The 19,599-nt window shown below is 40.7% G+C and carries 15 protein-coding genes and 2 tRNA genes; all 17 read left to right on the top strand.

The annotated features are described in order from the left end of the window. The first annotated feature begins 15 nt into the window (after window positions 1-15). The 17 genes from ptsG (at window position 16) to yihA (ending at window position 19,244) form a co-directional block, all read left to right on the top strand. Window positions 16-2,064 carry a glucose-specific PTS transporter subunit IIBC gene (gene ptsG, locus MOJ78_RS14860; RefSeq protein WP_370529819.1) on the top strand — a complete coding sequence of 683 codons (2,049 nt, stop codon included), beginning with the start codon at window positions 16-18 and terminating at the stop codon, window positions 2,062-2,064. A 3-nt stretch (window positions 2,065-2,067) separates the two neighbouring features. Next, window positions 2,068-2,334 carry a phosphocarrier protein HPr gene (locus MOJ78_RS14855; protein WP_304978114.1) on the top strand — a complete coding sequence of 89 codons (267 nt, stop codon included), beginning with the start codon at window positions 2,068-2,070 and terminating at the stop codon, window positions 2,332-2,334. Beyond that, window positions 2,334-4,052: a phosphoenolpyruvate--protein phosphotransferase gene (gene ptsP / locus MOJ78_RS14850; RefSeq protein WP_304978113.1), complete on the top strand. Its 1,719-nt coding sequence runs from the start codon at window positions 2,334-2,336 to the stop codon at window positions 4,050-4,052. Before MOJ78_RS14855 ends, ptsP begins: the two co-directional genes overlap by 1 nt. Window positions 4,053-4,382: 330 nt before the next feature. Beyond that, entirely contained in the window at window positions 4,383-4,793 is a 411-nt protein-coding gene (locus MOJ78_RS14845; RefSeq protein WP_304981272.1) for a MarR family winged helix-turn-helix transcriptional regulator, read from the top strand. Between the two features lie 14 nt (window positions 4,794-4,807). Continuing rightward, entirely contained in the window at window positions 4,808-5,605 is a 798-nt protein-coding gene (racE, locus tag MOJ78_RS14840) for a glutamate racemase (RefSeq protein WP_304978112.1), read from the top strand. 217 nt (window positions 5,606-5,822) lie between these two features. After that, the gene (locus tag MOJ78_RS14835) at window positions 5,823-6,905 is read left to right on the top strand and encodes a GerMN domain-containing protein (protein WP_304978111.1); all 1,083 of its coding nucleotides are present in this window, start codon (window positions 5,823-5,825) and stop codon (window positions 6,903-6,905) included. Window positions 6,906-7,071: 166 nt separating this feature from the next. After that, the gene (gene rph / locus MOJ78_RS14830) at window positions 7,072-7,824 is read left to right on the top strand and encodes a ribonuclease PH (RefSeq protein ID WP_304978110.1); all 753 of its coding nucleotides are present in this window, start codon (window positions 7,072-7,074) and stop codon (window positions 7,822-7,824) included. A 6-nt stretch (window positions 7,825-7,830) separates the two neighbouring features. Continuing rightward, window positions 7,831-8,424 carry an XTP/dITP diphosphatase gene (locus tag MOJ78_RS14825; protein ID WP_304978109.1) on the top strand — a complete coding sequence of 198 codons (594 nt, stop codon included), beginning with the start codon at window positions 7,831-7,833 and terminating at the stop codon, window positions 8,422-8,424. Window positions 8,425-8,491: 67 nt separating this feature from the next. Further along, window positions 8,492-9,004 carry a metallophosphoesterase family protein gene (locus MOJ78_RS14820; RefSeq protein WP_304978108.1) on the top strand — a complete coding sequence of 171 codons (513 nt, stop codon included), beginning with the start codon at window positions 8,492-8,494 and terminating at the stop codon, window positions 9,002-9,004. 86 nt (window positions 9,005-9,090) lie between these two features. After that, window positions 9,091-9,164, top strand: a tRNA-Gly gene (locus tag MOJ78_RS14815). Window positions 9,165-9,167: 3 nt separating this feature from the next. After that, a tRNA-Arg gene (locus MOJ78_RS14810) sits at window positions 9,168-9,244 on the top strand. A gap of 445 nt (window positions 9,245-9,689) precedes the next feature. Further along, on the top strand, window positions 9,690-10,763 hold the full coding sequence (locus MOJ78_RS14805; protein ID WP_304978107.1) for a tetratricopeptide repeat protein: 1,074 nt from the start codon (window positions 9,690-9,692) through the stop codon (window positions 10,761-10,763). A gap of 146 nt (window positions 10,764-10,909) precedes the next feature. Further along, window positions 10,910-12,205, top strand: coding sequence for a trigger factor (tig, locus tag MOJ78_RS14800; protein ID WP_304978106.1), 1,296 nt, complete (start codon window positions 10,910-10,912; stop codon window positions 12,203-12,205). A gap of 353 nt (window positions 12,206-12,558) precedes the next feature. Next, window positions 12,559-13,836 (top strand): ATP-dependent protease ATP-binding subunit ClpX, encoded by a 1,278-nt coding sequence (clpX, locus tag MOJ78_RS14795; RefSeq protein ID WP_304978105.1) that lies wholly within the window; start codon window positions 12,559-12,561, stop codon window positions 13,834-13,836. 646 nt (window positions 13,837-14,482) lie between these two features. After that, on the top strand, window positions 14,483-16,150 hold the full coding sequence (gene lonB, locus MOJ78_RS14790) for an ATP-dependent protease LonB (RefSeq protein ID WP_304978104.1): 1,668 nt from the start codon (window positions 14,483-14,485) through the stop codon (window positions 16,148-16,150). A 191-nt stretch (window positions 16,151-16,341) separates the two neighbouring features. Continuing rightward, window positions 16,342-18,663: an endopeptidase La gene (lon, locus tag MOJ78_RS14785; RefSeq protein ID WP_304978103.1), complete on the top strand. Its 2,322-nt coding sequence runs from the start codon at window positions 16,342-16,344 to the stop codon at window positions 18,661-18,663. After that, entirely contained in the window at window positions 18,663-19,244 is a 582-nt protein-coding gene (yihA, locus tag MOJ78_RS14780) for a ribosome biogenesis GTP-binding protein YihA/YsxC (RefSeq protein WP_304978102.1), read from the top strand. The genes lon and yihA overlap by 1 nt, the downstream gene beginning before the upstream one ends. The last annotated feature ends 355 nt before the right edge of the window (window positions 19,245-19,599 follow it).

The following is a 19,599-nucleotide window of genomic DNA, read 5'->3' as shown; positions in this document are numbered from 1 at the left end:
GTCGGTAAAGCATTGATGTTACCAGTTGCCATACTACCAGCAGCAGGAATTTTGCTTGCATTTGGTAACGCATTGACGAATCCGACTTTACTAGAAATTGCTCCATTTTTAGATAATGTAAGTGTTGCGATGGTTGCAGCTGTCATGGAGCAAGCAGGGGGCATTATCTTCGGGAACCTGGCTCTCCTTTTTGCCGTCGGAGTTGCCATTGGCCTCGCGGGTGGTGATGGTGTTGCCGGACTAGCTGCGATTGTCGGGTATCTCATCATGAACGTAACGATGGGAGTTGTAGAGGGATTAACAATTGCAGATGTGACAGGGGAAGCTGTTGACCCGGCATTTGCATTGGTTCTCGGTATTCCTACGTTACAAACTGGGGTGTTTGGCGGTATAATCGTCGGTATTCTTGCCGCATATATGTACAATAAATTTTATGATATCGATCTACCATCCTACCTCGGCTTTTTTGCAGGTAAACGATTTGTACCGATTATAACCGCAGCAACCGCTGTACTTCTTGGGCTTATTATGATACTCATTTGGCCACCAGTACAAAATGGATTGAATGCGTTCTCAGAAAATATGATTCATGCGAATTTGACATTATCGGCATTTGTATTCGGTGTCATTGAACGTGCCTTGATTCCATTTGGATTGCACCATATCTTTTATGCACCGTTCTGGTATGAATTCGGTCATTATGTATCCGAATCTGGAGATGTCGTTCGTGGTGATCAAGCAATCTTCATGAAGCAAATTCAAGATGGCGTTCAAAACTTGACAGCAGGGACATTCATGACAGGTAAATATCCGTTCATGATGTTTGGTCTTCCTGCAGCAGCGTTGGCGATATATCATGAAGCTCGCCCCGAACGCAAAAAAATTGTAGCGGGAATCATGGGCTCTGCTGCACTCACCTCGTTTTTGACAGGAATTACAGAACCGATTGAATTTTCATTCTTATTCGTCGCTCCTGTTCTGTTTGGCATCCATACGATTTTTGCAGGACTTTCATTCATGACCATGCACTTATTGGATGTCAAAATCGGAATGACGTTCTCCGGTGGTCTGATTGACTTTATCCTTTTTGGGGTAATCAATCCACAGACGAATTGGTGGCTCGTCATTCCAGTCGGTCTTGTATTTGCGGTCATCTATTATTTTGGATTCAGATTTGCGATTCGAAAGTTCAACCTTGCTACACCGGGTAGGGAAGATCTAAACGACGAGGATGAGAGAGATGAAAAGGGAACAGGCTCCAATGAACTCCCATTCAATATTTTGAATGCAATGGGCGGCAAGGAAAATATCGATCACTTGGATGCGTGTATCACCCGACTTCGTGTTTCTGTCAACGATAAGGAGCAAGTAGATAAAAATCGGTTAAAGAAACTGGGTGCTTCTGGCGTTCTTGAAGTTGGCAATAACATTCAAGCGATATTTGGACCGAAATCCGATTCGATCAAATCACAAATGCAGGATATTATTTCTGGAAAGACACCTACACCAACAGAGACGAATCCAGATGAAGAAATTCAAGAACAGATAGAGGAGGTTAATCCAGGGGCATTGCAAGGGGAACCAGGAAACGAGGCAAATCAACAACCGATCGCTGCTCCAATGACCGGAAAACTCTTATCTATTACAGAAGTACCAGATCCAGTGTTTGGTGAAAAGATGATGGGTGACGGATTTGCTATTGAACCGACGAATGGAACGGTTGTGGCACCGGTTGATGCAAAGGTTGTCAATGTTTTTCCGACGAAACACGCAATCGGGTTGGAAACAAAAGCTGGTAGGGAAATACTTATCCATGTCGGTATCGATACAGTTAATTTAAAAGGTGAAGGTTTTGAAGTATTAGTGGAACAGGGAGATGAAGTCAAGCAAGGACAAGAGCTTTTGAAAGTTGATTTGGATTACATCGCAAAACATGCCCAATCCACGATTACTCCGATTGTGTTTACAAACCTTCAGGATGGAGAAACTGTTTCGTTAGAGAAAGCGGGTTCAGTTGATAAAGGTGAAACAAATATAATTAAAATCAATAAGAGAGGAAGATGAGTAATGGCTGAAAAAACATTTAAAGTAACGAGTGAATCTGGAATCCATGCAAGACCTGCTACTACATTAGTGAATAGAGCTGGCCAATTCAGTTCTGAAATCGAGTTGGTTCACAATGGTAAATCTGTAAATCTAAAATCAATCATGGGTGTCATGTCTCTAGGGATTCAACAAGGGTCAGAAATTACAATTAAAGCAGATGGTTCCGATGCTGATGAAGCTCTTTCAGCGTTAGATGATGTGTTGAAGCAAGAAGGTTTGGCACAGTAATGAGCCAACAAATCACAGGGATCGGAGCATCGGCAGGAATTGCCATTGCAAAGGCGTTCAAGCTTGAAGACCCAGTCCTAGAAGTAGAAAAAAAGACGATCGAGGATCCAAAACAAGAAATTGAACGCTTTACTGATGCGATCGCTAAATCTAAAAAAGAACTCGAAGCGATCAAGGTACATGCTGAAAAAGAACTTGGTGAGGATAAGGCAGCAATTTTTGCTGCCCATCTTCTTGTATTGGAAGACCCAGAGCTTATCGATAACGTAAAGAGCAAGATTAACGAAGAAATGGTGAATGCAGAAAGTGCACTTGATGACGTTACAGGAATGTTTATTACAATGTTTGAAAACATGGATAATGACTATATGAAAGAGAGAGCAGCAGACATTCGAGATGTTCGAAAACGGGTGCTTGCACATTTGCTCAACGTTACTTTTTCCTCGCCGAGTATGATTACAGAAGAGGTTATCATCATCGCGAAAGATCTTACTCCATCGGATACAGCACAGCTCAACCGTAACTATGTAAAAGGATTCGCCACAGATATCGGGGGAAGAACGTCACATTCTGCAATCATGGCTAGGTCGATGGAAATTCCTGCAGTTGTAGGGACGAAAAAGATTACAGAAGAGATTGAGAATGGCACGATCGTTATAATTGATGGTATCGATGGGAGTGTGTTGATCGATCCAACTTCTTCAGAGCTTGACGAATATCGGAAAAAGCTTGATAAGCATATTGAGCAGAAACAAGAATGGGCAAAACTAGTCGGTGAACCTTCTAAGACAAAGGATGGTCAGCGCGTTGAGTTGGCAGCAAATATCGGGACCCCTAAAGATCTTGAGGGGGTACTCAATAACGGTGCTGAGGCAATCGGCCTTTACCGAACAGAATTTCTTTATATGAATCGTGACCAATTGCCGACAGAAGACGAACAGTTTGAAGCCTATAAAGAAGTGCTTGAAAAAATGGAAGGAAAACCAGTTGTAATCCGGACTCTTGATATTGGCGGCGATAAAGAGCTTCCTTATTTAGACCTTCCAGATGAATTGAATCCTTTTCTCGGTTACCGGGCGATCCGGTTGTGTTTAGATGAACAAACAATTTTCCGTACCCAACTACGTGCCTTATTACGTGCGAGTGCCTTCGGTAACCTTAAGGTTATGTTCCCGATGATTGCAACCCTGGATGAATTTCGTCAAGCAAAGAAAATTTTGAATGAAGAAAGGCAAAAGCTTGTTGCTGAGAATATTCGCGTATCTGATTCAATCCAAGTTGGAATGATGGTAGAGATCCCTGCCGCCGCAGTAATGGCAGACCAATTTGCTAAGGAAGTGGATTTCTTCAGCATAGGAACAAATGACTTGATTCAATACACAATGGCTGCCGATCGAATGAATGAGCAAGTCTCTTATTTGTACCAGCCGTATAACCCAGCCATTTTAAGTCTCGTAAAAAATGTAATTGACGCTGCTCACAGAAATGGTAAATGGGCAGGTATGTGTGGGGAAATGGCCGGCGATGAAACGGCTATACCTTTGTTGCTCGGTCTTGGCCTAGATGAGTTCAGCATGAGTGCAACGTCTATCCTACCTGCACGAAGTCAACTTCTCCACTTGGATAAAGCAGAGGTTGCAGCCAAGTTGGAAGAAGTATTACAGCTTGATTCCTCACAACAAGTTATGGAATATGTACGTAATCACTTTTTTCAATAATGGCTAATAGCACGAGAATTCATAAATATTAGGGCTGATCCAAATCATCTTTGTAAGATGTTGGATTGGCCCTTATTGTGATTAAGGGTGCTAGAAAATCAGATGATTGATAGAGTTTAGGCTATTTCTTTGCACTTATACTTCTATAGTATAAGTGCAACTACGTTTCTGCTTTCGCCTAAATGCTCGGCAATCATCGAGTTTTCTTTAAATAATAGTTGAAAAAAAACAATAAACCAAGCACAATGGATTTAACTAGTTGTTCAGGAGGTAGCTTAGTTGGAGCAATCAAAACAGGGTCAGATTAATGATATTGAAAAATCCCTTCGAATGATAGCGGGGCATATTAAACAAAAAGGAAGAGAAATTCTTAACGACTTCTCGATTACCCCACCTCAATTTATTGCGCTACAATGGTTGTTTGAGGAAAATGAGATGACAATCGGGGATCTATCCAATAAGATGTATCTTGCATATAGTACAACAACAGATCTAATCGACCGTATGGAAAAGAACGGTTTAGTCAAAAGAGTGAGGGATTCAAATGACCGACGTGTTGTACGAATCCAAAAGCTTGATAAAGGTTACGAAATTATTCAAGAGGTAATCAAACGCCGACAAAAGTATCTAGAGCAATTGACTGGAACATTCTCTGATGGAGATATAAATAATCTTCAGGAATGTCTTCACCTCCTTTATGATGAAATGAATAAGCATGATGAAAATCAGACATCGAAATAAAATGAGGGGATCACTTGAATAGACCGATAGGAATAATAGATTCAGGCGTTGGGGGAATGACGGTCGCTCGGGAAGTAATGAGGCAATTACCTAAAGAAGAAGTTCTCTACCTAGGGGATACGTTACGTTGCCCTTATGGTCCACGCCCCTTTGACGAGGTTCGGAGTTATACACTAAATATGATTCGTTACTTATACGAAAAAGATATAAAATTGCTCGTAATTGCCTGTAATACTGCAACTGCTGCTGTATTGAAGGAAGTTCAAGCTACCTTACCAATACCGGTAGTAGGTGTTATCCACCCTGGAGCGAGAGCGGCTTTGAAAATAACGAAACGAAGAGAAATTGCAGTCATTGGAACAGAGGGAACGATTCAAAGTCAGGCATACGCGCAAGCTTTGCATAATATCGATGAACGAGTAAATGTCCATAGTCTTGCATGTCCAGAGTTCGTTCCCCTCGTAGAGAATGGAGCGGTCAATACTCATGAAGCGTTACAAGTGGTGTATGAGCGTCTAGCTCCTTTACGCGATTTATCAATTGATACACTGATACTCGGCTGTACACATTATCCACTTCTATCACCAATAATTAAAAAGTTCATGGGGAATAACGTTTCAATCATCTCATCCGGTACTGAAACCGCAAGAGAAGTAAGTACACTCCTGCATTACAGCAATCGATCATACACTGGTGACCGAACACCGCGACATCGTTTTTATACAACCGGATCGAGCGAGATGTTCAACCGTCTAACTAGTGAATGGTTCAATCAAGACATCGAGCACATTGAACATATTCATTTAGACTAACGGGTAATATCACAACTCACTAGTTTCAAACAATAATGAAGGATTTCGAGCAAGATTTCAAACGCTCGAAATCCTTCTTTTTTTTATTTTCGCTTGGTTTTAAAAGCATTCAAACCAATTCCACTTTTTGAGCTTTATCTAAAATTGTACATCAGTGGTCTAAATCAAAGGATGGCTCGTATACATATTAGTACAAACCACCGTAGGAGGGAATGGAATGATCAAAAAGAGAAGAATCGTATTGGTCTCTCTTTTAACAGTCCTGTTGCTGGTTACATCAGGTTGCGGACTGTTGACTGAAAAAACAACGAATGAAATTGACCCGCCACAAGAGGTCAACTATCTTGATGAAGGGGAAACACTTGATCAAAGTGAGGAGAACACCGATGCATTGGCAGGGGGGAAGGATGCTCCGGCAGGTGCGGCTGAATCGAGTCAGAGACAGGTATTTCTAATCGACGAAAACGGTATGGTTGTTCCACAAGTACTACAGCTGCCGAAGTCGGCGGAACCAGCTAAGCAGGTCATCGAACACCTTGTGCAAGATGGCAAAGTGAGCAATTTGCTACCAAATGGTATGCGAGCAGTTTTACCTGCTGGAACTGAAGTCCTTGGGCTAAATATTAACCAAGGTACAGCGACGGTTGATTTTTCAGAACAGTTTAAGCAGTATGCACCGGAGGACGAATTACGCATTTTACAATCTTTAACCTATACATTAACTCAGTTCGATAACATCAATAATGTCAAAGTCCAAATTAACGGAGTGGAACAAACAGTTATGCCGGTCAGTCAAACACCAATCGGCGATGGTTTAACTCGTGAAAATGGAATCAATATCGAAATGAATGGGATTGTTGATGTAACGAACACAGATACAGTTACGGTTTACTTCCTTTCTCAAAACGATAAAGAGAAGATTTACTACGTACCAGTTACAAGGAAAGTACCTGCTACTAATAATCCTGTAGGTGCAACTATCAATGAGTTGATAAACGGTCCTTCACTTCAATCGGGATTATTATCTGAATTCCTGAACACGGTTGAACTCGTATCAGCACCTGTTATTGAAGATGGTGTGGTAACACTTAACTTTAATGATGCGATACTCGGACAAAATGAGAACACGGCAATTTCGGATGCAGTATTGAATGCGCTCGTACTCTCGCTAACTGAAATTGACGGCATTGAAAAGGTAGCCTTGAAAGTGAATGGGAACACCGAAGTTCTAGATGAATCGGGAAAGATCCTAGCGGAACCGGTTTCTAGACCGGCAAATGTAAATACGGTTGAATTCTAATTGAGGAATGAACTTTGACAATAGGTATGATACGATAAAAGGGCGGTTTTATGACCGCCTTTTTCTTTTTACACATGAAGAAAAAAATCATGCCTAATTCGTAAGGAAATGGAGCGAATGGGCTATACTAAACGGTAGTCCTGTAATTAGACAGAGGAGGGTCACGATGCGAACAGACGGAAGAGAGAATGATCAATTAAGAAAAATACATATTGAACCAAACTATATCAAACACCCTGAGGGGTCCGTGTTAATTGCTGTTGGTGATACGAAAGTAATTTGTACAGCAAGTATCGAAGAACGGGTGCCTCCGTTTATGCGTGGACAAGGAAAAGGTTGGATTGCTGCAGAGTATTCCATGCTTCCTAGAGCAACGGCACAACGAAATATTCGTGAATCCAGTAAAGGAAAGGTTTCTGGGCGGACGATGGAAATTCAACGTTTAATCGGGAGAGCGCTTCGCTCAGTAGTAGACTTGAATCAATTTGGAGAGCGGACGTGCTGGATCGACTGCGATGTCATTCAAGCTGATGGCGGAACTCGTACGGCAAGTATAACAGGAGCATTTGTTGCAATGGCATTAGCATTTAACCGATTCATTGAGAAGGAAACGATTAAAAAGATGCCGATCAAGGAATACCTTGCAGCAACGTCTGTAGGAATTTCCCCTCAACATGGTGCGATATTGGATCTATGCTATGAGGAGGATTCAACTGCCAATGTCGATATGAACATCGTTATGACTGGTAGTATGGAGTTCGTTGAGCTTCAAGGAACAGGAGAAGAAGCAACTTTTTCCTTTTCACAGCTTCAGGAATTGTTAGCTCTCGGTGAAAAAGGAATTAATGAACTAATCGAGCTTCAAAAAGAAATTCTTGGAGACGTGAGCCGCCTGATCGATGAACGAGCAGGAGAATAAGGTAAAATGAAGAAAATTATTATTGCAACACATAATGAAGGGAAAGTTCGTGAGTTTAAGTCGATGTTTGATGAGTTCGGTGTTTCAGTTCAATCCCTTAAGGATCTTGATTACCATGAGGAAGTTGAAGAAACCGGTTCGACTTTTAAGAAGAATGCAAGTCTGAAGGCGGAAGTAATTGCTGAACATTTCAATGAACCTGTTCTTGCCGATGATTCAGGTTTGGTTGTCGATGCACTAGATGGTGAGCCAGGCGTTTATTCGGCACGTTATGCAGGAGAAGACAAGGATGATCGTGCAAACGTGGAAAAGGTTTTACGTAAAATGGAAGGCGTGGAGAACAAGAAACGTACCGCCCGTTTTGTTTGTGTTTTAGCAGTTGCGATTCCAGGGAAAACAACTTATACAATAGAAGGTAAATGTGAAGGTGTAATCACTCAACAGCCAATTGGTGAAAATGGATTTGGCTACGATCCTATATTTTATGTCCCTTCTTTTTTAAAAACGTTAGCACAAATGGAATCACAGGAAAAGAATCAAATTAGCCATCGTGCGAATGCCTTGAAGGAATTGAAGGATCGTTGGAGTGAGGTCTTTTAATACGATATGTGCACTAGGGTTGAGCTAACGGGTTTCTTTTTAAGATCAATAACCGTGGAGGTCGATTATGAATATTCTAGTGGTAAGTGACAGCCATGGGCTAACAAGTGAACTTAGTGAGATTATGGAACGGCACAAAGATCATGTCGATGTAAAGATTCACTGTGGGGATTCTGAATTATCAGCGGATCACCTGACACTTTCACGTTTTCACAATGTGCAAGGGAATATGGACATGAGCCATAAGGAATTTCCCAATGAGAAGCTTATTGAACAAAAAGGAATACGGATCTTTGTTACACATGGCCACCTCTACAATGTGAAGATGTCGTATATGAAGCTTGCCTACAAGGCGGAGGAAAATGGGGCTGACCTGGTTTGTTTCGGTCACTCTCATTTTGCCGAAACCTTTGAAAAGGATGGAATGATCTTTGTAAACCCAGGAAGCATACGGCTACCAAGAGGTCGGTTTGAAAAATCGTATGCGATCTGTGAGTTTGGTGACACGAATGTGAAAGTACGCTTTTTCAATTTAGATGGGAAAGAAATAACCCATCTTTCTACAAACTATCCGCGGTAATGTGGTAATGTAGTAATGAGTTTTCTTGAAAAATTCATTGACAAAAAGCAATTATTCCGGTATATTAAATATTGTCGCTGATAAATGCGGGTGTAGTTTAGTGGTAAAACAAGAGCCTTCCAAGCTCTGGTCGTGAGTTCGATTCTCATCACCCGCTCCATAGGTCCCAGTAGCTCAGCAGGATAGAGCAACAGCCTTCTAAGCTGTCGGTCGGGCGTTCGAATCGCTCCTGGGACGCCATCTATACCATACATAATATGAACCTTTGCTTATGCAAAGGTTTTTTTGCGTCATCTACCAGAAAAGTGAGCATGCTTGACAAGGCTTAGTAATGGCCATATTTTATGAATAAGATCAGGATTCAAGTGTATTCGCGATCTAATATGCAAAAAATCTTCGAATGTAGGGACTCTAAGGATTATAAGTTCTAGAATCGGAATGGCGGATAATTCAGTAACTTAAGTAACCATTTTGTAACCCACAATATAAATAGGTGAATAATCAACCAACCAAAGTGTTCCAATCATCACATCAAAAGCGGTATACCCAGCCTTAAAATCTAGAACTGTTTCATCTTTGTCAAAACGATATCAATGCAGGTAATGCCTGCATGAATATATTTGTTTTTAGTGAACTAAACTGCTAAACTTACTTTAAAGTGTCTGTAAAAAGCGGGGAGATTGATTTGGAAAAACATCAAAAAGGGCCGCATGACAGTAAAATCGTCTACTTCCCAAACCTAACCGGAAAGCTTGTTAATAAGGGAATGTCTGCTCTTAAACAAAAAAAATTTAAAGAATCACTTAATTATTTTCAACAGTTGATCGAAATGGAACCAGAGCACCCACAGGGAAATGTCGGGGTTGTTTTGAGTTTGGTCGAACTAGGTCAGCTTGAAGAGGCGAAGGAAAAGTGTGACGAGATCCTTAAAAAAGATATAGGTGAGTATTATGACGTGCTTCAGATATACATATCGATCCTCATCCAATTAGGGGATTATGAAGAAGTAGTGGAAATTCTAGAGGCAGTCATCCAAGAACAAACCTTACCCGCACAAATGGCCGAAAACTTTTATCAGCTGCTCTATTTCAGTCGTAAAATGGCTGTGGACGACACAGATCAAACGGAGAACGTTTACGAGAAAAAAGCGGAAATGCTTTCGGAAAATGACCTTGATAGAATAGCTGCTCAGCTTCAGTCTCCGGATTCTAAACTTCAATGGCAAGCAGTCCAGTCAATTGAAGCAGTCGGGCACCCTATCATTAAGGAAGAGTTAAAGAAGTTTCTTACATATCCGGATGCAAATCCATCTCTAAAAACGATTGTTTTACAGATGATGAAAGACGGGAACATTTCCGATTCGATGGATATACATAAATTTGGTAAAACGATAACCGTACATACGAGTAACCTAGTCGACATACCTGAAGGACAATTTTATAGGCTTGTTAAGAAAATCGTCTCCCATCAACTCGAACAAAAAAATCCAACCTTGATGGAAATGGCGATACAAATATGGGATCATTACTTGTTTATGATCTATCCGTTTCAACCTGACCCTTTAAACGAACAATTGTGGGCAACAGCGGTACTAGAAGTTTCCCATCGGTTAAACGGTATTGAGTTTGATGTGAATGAACTGAAGCAAACCTTTTCGCTCAATGAAGAAACCATCGAAAATGCTGTTGAAAAAATCTTAGAAATTGAACGGATTTCGATGAAAGATATTGGTTTTTCGGGGAACCACCCTAACAGTTGAAAACCAATAGCCATGTGTTATAATGAAGTGGTTGTAAACTCATTGATACGTTAATGAAGTTTTAAAAGGATGTTTGAAAAGTATCCAATTGGTCTACTTTTTGAACACATACTTTAAGAAGATAAATGTTGGAGGGAATTATAGTCATGAGTGCAAACTGGGAAAAGCAAGAAGGCAACCAAGGTGTCTTAACGATTGAAGTAGAAGCTGAACGCGTAGACACTGCGTTGGATCAGGCATTTAAAAAGGTCGTTAAAAAAGTAAACGTACCTGGTTTCCGTAAAGGGAAAGTTCCTCGTTCTATGTTTGAAAAGCGTTTCGGTGTAGAAGCACTATACCAAGATGCTTTAGATATTTTACTACCAAGTGCATACAGTGAAGCTATTCAGGAAACAGGAATCGAGCCTGTCGATCAACCGGATGTTGATATCGAGCAAATGGAAAAAGGCAAGAACCTTATTTTCAAAGCGACTGTTACGATAAAGCCTGAGGTGAAACTAGGCGAATACAAAGGTCTTGAAGTTGATGAGCAGGAAACGACTGTAACCGAAGAAGATGTTGAAAATGAACTTAAAGAGCTTCAAAAGAAGAATGCTGAACTAGCGGTTAAAGAGGACGGGAAAGTAGAGGACGGCGATACGATCGTTCTTGATTTCGAAGGTTTCGTAGATGGTGAACCGTTTGAAGGCGGAAAAGCTGAAAACTATTCACTTGAAATCGGATCAGGTTCCTTTATTCCTGGTTTTGAAGAGCAGCTTGTCGGAGAAGAGACGGGTGCTGAAAAAGATGTAACTGTTACATTCCCTGAAGAATATCATGCTGAAGAGCTTGCAGGAAAAGAAGCTGTCTTCAAAGTGAAAATTCACGAAATCAAGCAGCTTGAACTTCCAGAGCTTAACGGTGAATTCGCTAAGGATGCTGACGAAGAAGTAGAAACGCTTGATGAATTGAAGGCAAACATTAAAGAGCGTCTACAAAACGAAAAAACAACTCAAGCTGAAAACGAAAAGCGTGATCAACTCGTTGAAAAGGCATCTGCTAATGCAGAAATCGATGTTCCAAAAGCGATGATTGAAACTGAACTTGATCGTATGATGAAGGAATTTGATCAACGTTTACAAATGCAAGGGATGAACCTTGAAATGTACTATCAATTCTCTGGTACATCAGAAGATCAATTAAAGGAACAAATGAACGAGGATGCTGAAAAGCGTGTTCGCACAAACTTAACTCTTGAAGCTATCGCAGAAGCTGAAAACATCGAAGCTGATGAAGAAGAAGTGGAAGAGGAAATTAAGAAAATGGCTGAAATGTACCAAATGGAAGTCGATAAGATGAAGCAAATGCTTGCAATGCAAGGCGGACCTGACCTTCTTAAAAGTGATTTGAAAGTCCGTAAAGCTATTGACTTTCTTGTAGAGAATAGTAAAACTGTTGCATAATATATAATAAAATTAGAACAAGGCGCGATTTATTCGTGCCTTGTTTTACACATAAGAAAAATGTTTTGAAAATAACTATGATCTAGGAATTACATCCTTGTTTTATGACTATACTGATACTTACCGGCACCCTAACATTGTACATATCAAAACAGGAATCAGTAAAAAGGGTTATTGTTTTTGTTTTCGATATCTTCATGATAAAATCGTATACATAATCCGAAATTAAATCGATACGAGCAGCGATCTGCCTTGTATGGAAACATATTGAAAATGTTTCAATGTGTAAAATACCAACTATAGCAAAAGACTATTAGTAACACTTCATCCAAACCACTTTTAGGGGTGATTAAATGTTTAAATTTAACGAAGAAAAAGGACAACTGAAATGTTCTTTCTGTGGTAAAACACAAGACCAAGTAAGAAAACTGGTTGCCGGACCGGGTGTATATATCTGTGACGAATGTATTGAATTATGTACGGAAATCGTTGAAGAGGAGTTAGGTACAGAAGAGGATGTAGAATTTAAAGATGTACCAAAACCTCAAGAAATCCGCCAAATTCTTGATGACTATGTCATAGGTCAAGACCAGGCGAAAAAATCGCTATCTGTTGCGGTGTATAACCATTATAAGCGGATCAATGCTTCAAAAAAATCCGATGATGTCGAGCTCGCGAAAAGTAACATTGCAATGATCGGACCTACTGGGAGTGGTAAAACTCTACTCGCTCAAACATTGGCTCGCATCTTGAATGTACCGTTCGCAATTGCAGACGCTACGTCATTGACAGAAGCTGGGTATGTAGGGGAAGACGTTGAAAACATTCTCCTTAAACTAATTCAATCTGCAGACTATGATGTCGAAAAAGCAGAACGTGGAATTATCTACATCGACGAAATCGATAAGGTTGCCCGGAAATCAGAAAACCCTTCTATCACACGCGATGTATCCGGTGAGGGTGTGCAACAAGCACTATTGAAAATATTAGAAGGTACGGTTGCAAGTGTTCCCCCTCAAGGTGGACGAAAGCATCCGCATCAAGAGTTTATCCAAATAGATACGACTAATATTCTCTTCATATGCGGTGGTGCCTTTGATGGAATCGAGCAGATTGTCAAACGTCGTTTAGGTAAAAAGGTCATCGGATTCGGTACGGAAAGCTCACAAAATGCGGACCTAAAGCAAGGAGAATACTTATCAAAAGTGTTACCTGAAGATTTGCTTCGGTTTGGGTTAATTCCGGAATTCATCGGTCGTCTCCCTGTCACAGCAAGCTTAACACCACTTGATGAAGAAGCCCTTGTTGAGATTTTGACGAAACCGAAAAATGCGCTTGTTAAGCAATATATAAAGTTATTGCAGCTCGATGGCGTTGAATTGGAATTTACTGAAGACGCACTAGGTGAAATTTCGAAGCAAGCAATCGAAAGAAAAACAGGTGCACGTGGTTTGCGTTCAATCATTGAAGGGATCATGCTCGATGTCATGTTCGACCTACCTTCTCGTGAAGATATCAAGAAATGTATCATTACAAGCGAAACCGTTATCGATAAAGTTCCGCCACAGCTTGTGATGGAAGACGGAACAGTAGTTAAAGGTAAGAAAGAAACACCTAAAGAAAGTGCATAAAAGATAAAAGGAAAAAACACTTCGCTGATTCAGCGAAGTGTTTTTTTATGAAGCGGTGTAAATGTTAACGTAGAAAATGAAGAGAACGACAAATCCCACTCTTCTATAAACACTGGAATTTGGGCTGGCATTAATGTTGATGCCATGCTCGAAGAGGAAGACTCTCCCAACAGTACAAATGTTGAGGGCAATCTTGACCTACAAGCTATGACATCTGTTATGACAGACATCAAAGAATAATATTTAAACGAGTAGTGCTAATTTTTGGCGCTTCTTGTTTTATGTTCCGAGCCTTAGGAAACCTTGTTGATGTGATCAGAATCCACATTGGTCGCTCTGTAGGCTTTATGGCTGTCAGAGAGCCTGTGCTTTTATTTAATTTAAGCGAAAATCCTCTTAAATTCGACCTAGACGAGGGATTTTTGAGTTAGACGAGAAAATTACAAATTAGACGCGAAAATTTCATTTTAGACGAGAAAAATCTGAATTCCACGAGAAATCATTAAATTGGACGAGAAATGGCGGAATCAACCATCAAAACCTAGATGATTCCTCTCTCATATTCCTTTCCTCAGGGAAATTATTACGTTTAGTTGAGCTCATGCCCGGAGATACTAGAAATAATGAACATACAGGAGGGGAAAGCATGAGCTGGACAGGTATAGCTTTGATTGTTCAATTGTTTTTCGGTGTCATAATCGGCCTGTACTTTTGGAATCTTTTACGAAACCAAAGGACCCAAAAGGTTTCGATTGATAAAGAATCAAAAAAAGAGATGGATCAGCTTAGAAAGCTGCGAAGTATTTCGTTAAGTGAGCCACTTGCAGAAAAGGTTCGACCATCTAGGTTTGATGAAATAATTGGTCAAGCAGAAGGGATTCGAGCTCTACAAGCAGCCCTATGTGGTCCAAATCCACAGCATGTCATCATTTACGGACCACCAGGTGTAGGGAAAACGGCTGCTGCTAGAATTGTCCTTGAGGAAGCAAAGAAAAATAAACGTTCACCATTTCGTCCGACGGCTGTTTTTGTGGAACTTGATGCCACAACTGCCCGGTTCGATGAACGGGGAATCGCTGATCCATTGATTGGATCGGTTCATGACCCGATTTATCAAGGAGCAGGAGCGATGGGACAAGCTGGAATTCCCCAACCGAAGCAAGGTGCGGTGACCAATGCTCATGGTGGAGTGTTGTTCATCGACGAGATCGGAGAACTACATCCAATACAGATGAACAAACTATTGAAGGTTTTAGAGGATCGAAAGGTGTTTTTGGAAAGTGCCTATTATAGTAGTGAAAACACCCAGATACCCTCTCACATACATGACGTATTTCAAAATGGGTTACCTGCAGATTTTCGCATGATCGGCGCAACAACCCGAACACCTGATGAAATTCCGCCGGCAATCCGATCACGCTGTTTAGAGATATTCTTTAAAGAACTGACTGCTGAAGACATTGTCCGAATTGCAAAACGTGCCGTTGAAAAGATCTCGTTTTCCATTGAAGAAAGTGCACTGCAGCTCCTCTCCAAATATGCAAGAAATGGGCGGGAAGCTGTAAACAGCATTCAAATAGCAGCGGGTCTGGCTATCACCGAGGATCGTAACCACCTTACAAAAAATGATATCGAATGGGTGTTGCATTCAAGTCAACTGACCCCAAGGCTCGATTCAAAGATCCATGCAAAACCAAGGATAGGGTTCATAAATGGATTAGCAGTATATGGACCGAATACAGGGGCATTACTTGAAATAGAGGCGACAGTTATTCCGACCAAAGATAAAGGGACGATCATGATCACAGGGATTGTCGAAGAAGAAAGCATTGGAAGTCAAGCGAAGTCAATCCGTCGAAAGAGTCTTGCAAAAAGTTCTGTTGAAAATGTACTTACCTTGTTAAGACGTATGGGTCTTTCAGCAAACAGCTTCGACATTCATATTAATTTCCCTGGCGGTGCCCCTGTTGATGGACCTTCTGCAGGGACTGCTATTGCAACGGCTATCTACTCTGCCATTAAAGGTATAAAGATTGATAATAAAGTCGCTATGACTGGAGAAATCAGTATTCACGGAAGAGTGAAGCCAGTAGGAGGAGTTTTTGCAAAGATTACAGCAGCAAAGCAAGCCGGAGTGGAAAAGGTATTTGTCCCTAGAGAAAATCAACAGTCCATCCTGAAAGAAATTGAAGGAATCACGATTCATTATGTGGATCACCTAGAAGATGTTTTTGAAGAAGTGTTTAAAGATTCTTTTCACAAAGAGCGGGTTGAAAATATCGCTGCACAGGAGTCCTCGCCTAGAGTTGTTTGAGGCAGGACTTCCTTTTTTAATTGGAAATCCCGACTGAGTTCAGATGCTGTAGTTCAAGAAAATAGTAATGACTTCTCATTGGACAAACAACGTTTTTACAGATAGAATTGATTAGATGAAATACCTAAAAAAATTAGGTGATGACAACAATGAATGTCATCCTTCAAATAGAATGATGGAGGTGTGTTTCTATGGCTCGATCATCGTCCAGAGAAATTCCGTTATTACCTTTAAGAGGACTTCTCGTCTACCCTGGAATGGTGTTACATCTAGATGTAGGTCGTAAAAAGTCCGTTCAAGCTTTAGAACAAGTAATGATGGATGATCAGCATATCTTTTTATCCACTCAAAAAGAAGTGGCCATAGAAGAACCAACGGAAGATGAAATTTATCATATGGGTACGCTCGCAAAGGTTAACCAGATGTTGAAGCTCCCTAATGGTACAATTAGAGTTCTTGTCGAAGGTGTTCAACGTGGTGAGATTACTGATTTTAATCCTAAAAAGGACTATATCGAAGTAACCGTAAAGCTATTAGATGAACGTTCTGAACCAGATGCTGAAGAAACTGCACTCATGCGGACGTTGATTAAGCAATTTGAACAATACATAAATTTATCGAAAAAGGTAACCGTAGAGACGTTAGCTTCAGTACAAGATATTGAAGAACCCGGAAGACTGGCGGATATCGTTACCTCACATTTGCCGCTAAAGGTTAAGCAGAAGCAGAAAATCCTTGAAACATTGGATATCAAGGATCGCATGAACGAAATCATTCACATTTTAAAAAATGAAAGAGAAGTTTTGGGCCTTGAAAAGAAAATAGGCCAAAGAGTCAAGAAGTCAATGGAGAAAACCCAGAAAGAGTATTATCTCCGCGAACAAATGAAGGCGATTCAGAAAGAACTTGGTGACAAAGAAGGAAAAGCTGGAGAAGTAACGTCACTCCGGGAAAAAATCAATGACTCGGATATGCCTAAAAACGTTCAAGATATGGCAATGAAAGAACTTGATCGGTACGAAAAAATGCCGCAAAGCTCAGCTGAGAGTGCAGTTATCAGAAATTACATTGACTGGCTGTTAAACATTCCATGGACTAAGGAAACAGAGGATAATCTCGATATTATACACGCGGAAAAAATACTCAATGAGGATCATTACGGACTTGAGAAAGTCAAGGAAAGGGTTCTGGAATATCTAGCGGTTCAACAGCTGACGAATTCATTAAAGGGGCCGATCCTTTGTCTAGTAGGGCCGCCAGGAGTTGGTAAAACGTCGTTAGCACGGTCAATTGCCCGAACATTAAACCGTAATTTTGTCCGAATTTCACTAGGTGGGGTTAGAGATGAGGCTGAAATCCGAGGACACCGAAGAACTTATGTCGGAGCAATGCCAGGGCGTTTAATTCAGGGGATGAAGAAGGCGGGATCCATTAATCCAGTCTTTTTATTGGATGAGATTGATAAAATGTCTAATGATTTTCGTGGTGATCCATCATCAGCACTGCTTGAGGTTCTTGACCCAGAGCAAAACCACACGTTTAGTGACCACTATATCGAAGAGCCTTATGACTTGTCGAAGGTCATGTTTGTCACGACTGCGAACAATATGTCAACAATCCCGGGTCCTTTGCTGGATCGGATGGAATTGATTCAGATTGCAGGGTATACCGAGGTTGAAAAGCTTCATATTGCTAAGCAATATCTTGTGAAAAAGCAAGTAAAGGCTCATGGTCTAGACAAGGGGAGAGTACAAATTCGCGATGAAGCGATTCTTCAGGTTGTACGGCTATATACTCGAGAAGCTGGAGTGCGAAGCCTTGAACGTCAGATTGCTTCTCTTTGTAGAAAAGCAGCAAAGCAAATCGTGTCTGCAGATAAAAAACGTGTCATTATAACAGATAAAAATATAGAGGATTATTTAGGTAAGCCGAAATTCCGGTACGGGCAGGCTGAGGAAGAAGATCAGATAGGGGCTGCAACAGGTCTTGCCTATACGACAGCTGGTGGGGACACATTATCAATTGAAGTATCGGTAGCTCCTGGTAAAGGGAAATTGATCCTTACGGGTAAGCTAGGAGATGTAATGAAGGAATCTGCACAGGCAGCATTCAGCTATATTCGATCGAGGGCAGAAGAACTGAATATCGATCCAGAGTTTTCGGATAAAAACGATATTCACATTCACGTTCCTGAGGGAGCGACTCCAAAGGATGGGCCATCGGCAGGGATTACAATGGCTACTGCATTAATTTCCGCCCTAACAAACCGCCCTGTAAGAAAAGAAGTAGGGATGACCGGTGAGATCACCCTTCGTGGCAGAGTTTTGCCGATAGGTGGTCTGAAGGAAAAAACATTAAGTGCACATCGTGCTGGACTTAAAAAAATAATAATTCCAAAAGATAACGAAAAAGATTTAGATGATATTCCAGATAGTGTAAAGGAAGATTTAACTTTCATACCTGTCACTCATCTAGATGAAGTCTTAAAGGAAGCATTGACAGGTGAAGAATAATGAAAATTCAAACTGCAGAACTAATAATCAGTGCCGTCAAACCTGAGCAATACCCAGGGGATATTAAGCCTGAGATCGCTTTGTCAGGTCGATCTAATGTTGGTAAGTCTTCGTTCATCAATAAGATGATCAATCGAAAAAGTCTGGCTCGAACGTCTTCAAAGCCAGGTAAAACCCAGACGCTTAATTTTTATTTGTTGAATGAGCAAATGTTTTTCGTTGATGTTCCAGGGTATGGCTTCGCAAAGGTTTCAAAAAAGGAACGAGAAGCATGGGGACGCATGATTGAAACGTATATGACGGAACGCGAACAGCTTAAAGCGGTAATTCAGCTTATTGATGTAAGGCACCCGCCGACAAAGGATGATCAATTGATGTATGAATGGTTGGCTCATTTTGACATTCCGGTAATCGTGGTAGCCACAAAGGCAGACAAGATACCGAAAGGCAAGCATCAAAAGCACGTGAAGGTAATTCGTGAAACCCTTAACATGGCCAAAGACAATCAAGTTCTACTTTTCTCTGCGGAAACGTCCTTTGGAAAAGAGAAGGTCTGGTCTACGATTGAGAGTCTCATCTAAAGAAACTTCATAAATATGCATTCCTTAATGTATATAAATCCGTTAACAGCCTCCTTGTTAAAAAAACAGGGAGGTTTTTTCATTTAGATATCGAAACAAGTACCCAGGGAATCTTTTATTAACATAGCAAAATTGTTGATTTATAACGTAAAAGGGTAGGGAAATATACTATATCGGAGTTAATCGAAGGATAAGCCATCATATCAACGGTGAAATCGCCTCTTGGATACATATGGGTAAATATGCATTTATTTAAAAATTGAGACAAGTCTATTATATTGATACGATAGACATGTGGGTGTGTTTTGTTCACGTCAGCTATTGATGTGATTCAAAATAATATATAAATATAAGG

The organism is Alkalihalobacillus sp. AL-G, assembly GCF_030643805.1.
Classification (GTDB): Bacteria; Bacillota; Bacilli; order Bacillales; family Fictibacillaceae; genus Pseudalkalibacillus.
Note: the sequence above shows the minus strand (reverse complement) of the source record. Positions and strands in the feature narration are given on the sequence as shown.

Excerpts from the sequence above, each read along its gene's own strand:
- ptsG (WP_370529819.1), top strand. The coding sequence starts at position 16 with ATGTTACCAGTTGCCATACTACCAGCAGCAGGAATTTTGCTTGCATTT.
- MOJ78_RS14855 (WP_304978114.1), top strand. The coding sequence starts at position 2,068 with ATGGCTGAAAAAACATTTAAAGTAACGAGTGAATCTGGAATCCATGCA.
- ptsP (WP_304978113.1), top strand. The coding sequence starts at position 2,334 with ATGAGCCAACAAATCACAGGGATCGGAGCATCGGCAGGAATTGCCATT.
- MOJ78_RS14845 (WP_304981272.1), top strand. The coding sequence starts at position 4,383 with ATGATAGCGGGGCATATTAAACAAAAAGGAAGAGAAATTCTTAACGAC.
- MOJ78_RS14835 (WP_304978111.1), top strand. The coding sequence starts at position 5,823 with ATGATCAAAAAGAGAAGAATCGTATTGGTCTCTCTTTTAACAGTCCTG.
- rph (WP_304978110.1), top strand. The coding sequence starts at position 7,072 with ATGCGAACAGACGGAAGAGAGAATGATCAATTAAGAAAAATACATATT.
- MOJ78_RS14825 (WP_304978109.1), top strand. The coding sequence starts at position 7,831 with ATGAAGAAAATTATTATTGCAACACATAATGAAGGGAAAGTTCGTGAG.
- MOJ78_RS14820 (WP_304978108.1), top strand. The coding sequence starts at position 8,492 with ATGAATATTCTAGTGGTAAGTGACAGCCATGGGCTAACAAGTGAACTT.
- tig (WP_304978106.1), top strand. The coding sequence starts at position 10,910 with ATGAGTGCAAACTGGGAAAAGCAAGAAGGCAACCAAGGTGTCTTAACG.
- clpX (WP_304978105.1), top strand. The coding sequence starts at position 12,559 with ATGTTTAAATTTAACGAAGAAAAAGGACAACTGAAATGTTCTTTCTGT.
- lonB (WP_304978104.1), top strand. The coding sequence starts at position 14,483 with ATGAGCTGGACAGGTATAGCTTTGATTGTTCAATTGTTTTTCGGTGTC.
- lon (WP_304978103.1), top strand. The coding sequence starts at position 16,342 with ATGGCTCGATCATCGTCCAGAGAAATTCCGTTATTACCTTTAAGAGGA.
- yihA (WP_304978102.1), top strand. The coding sequence starts at position 18,663 with ATGAAAATTCAAACTGCAGAACTAATAATCAGTGCCGTCAAACCTGAG.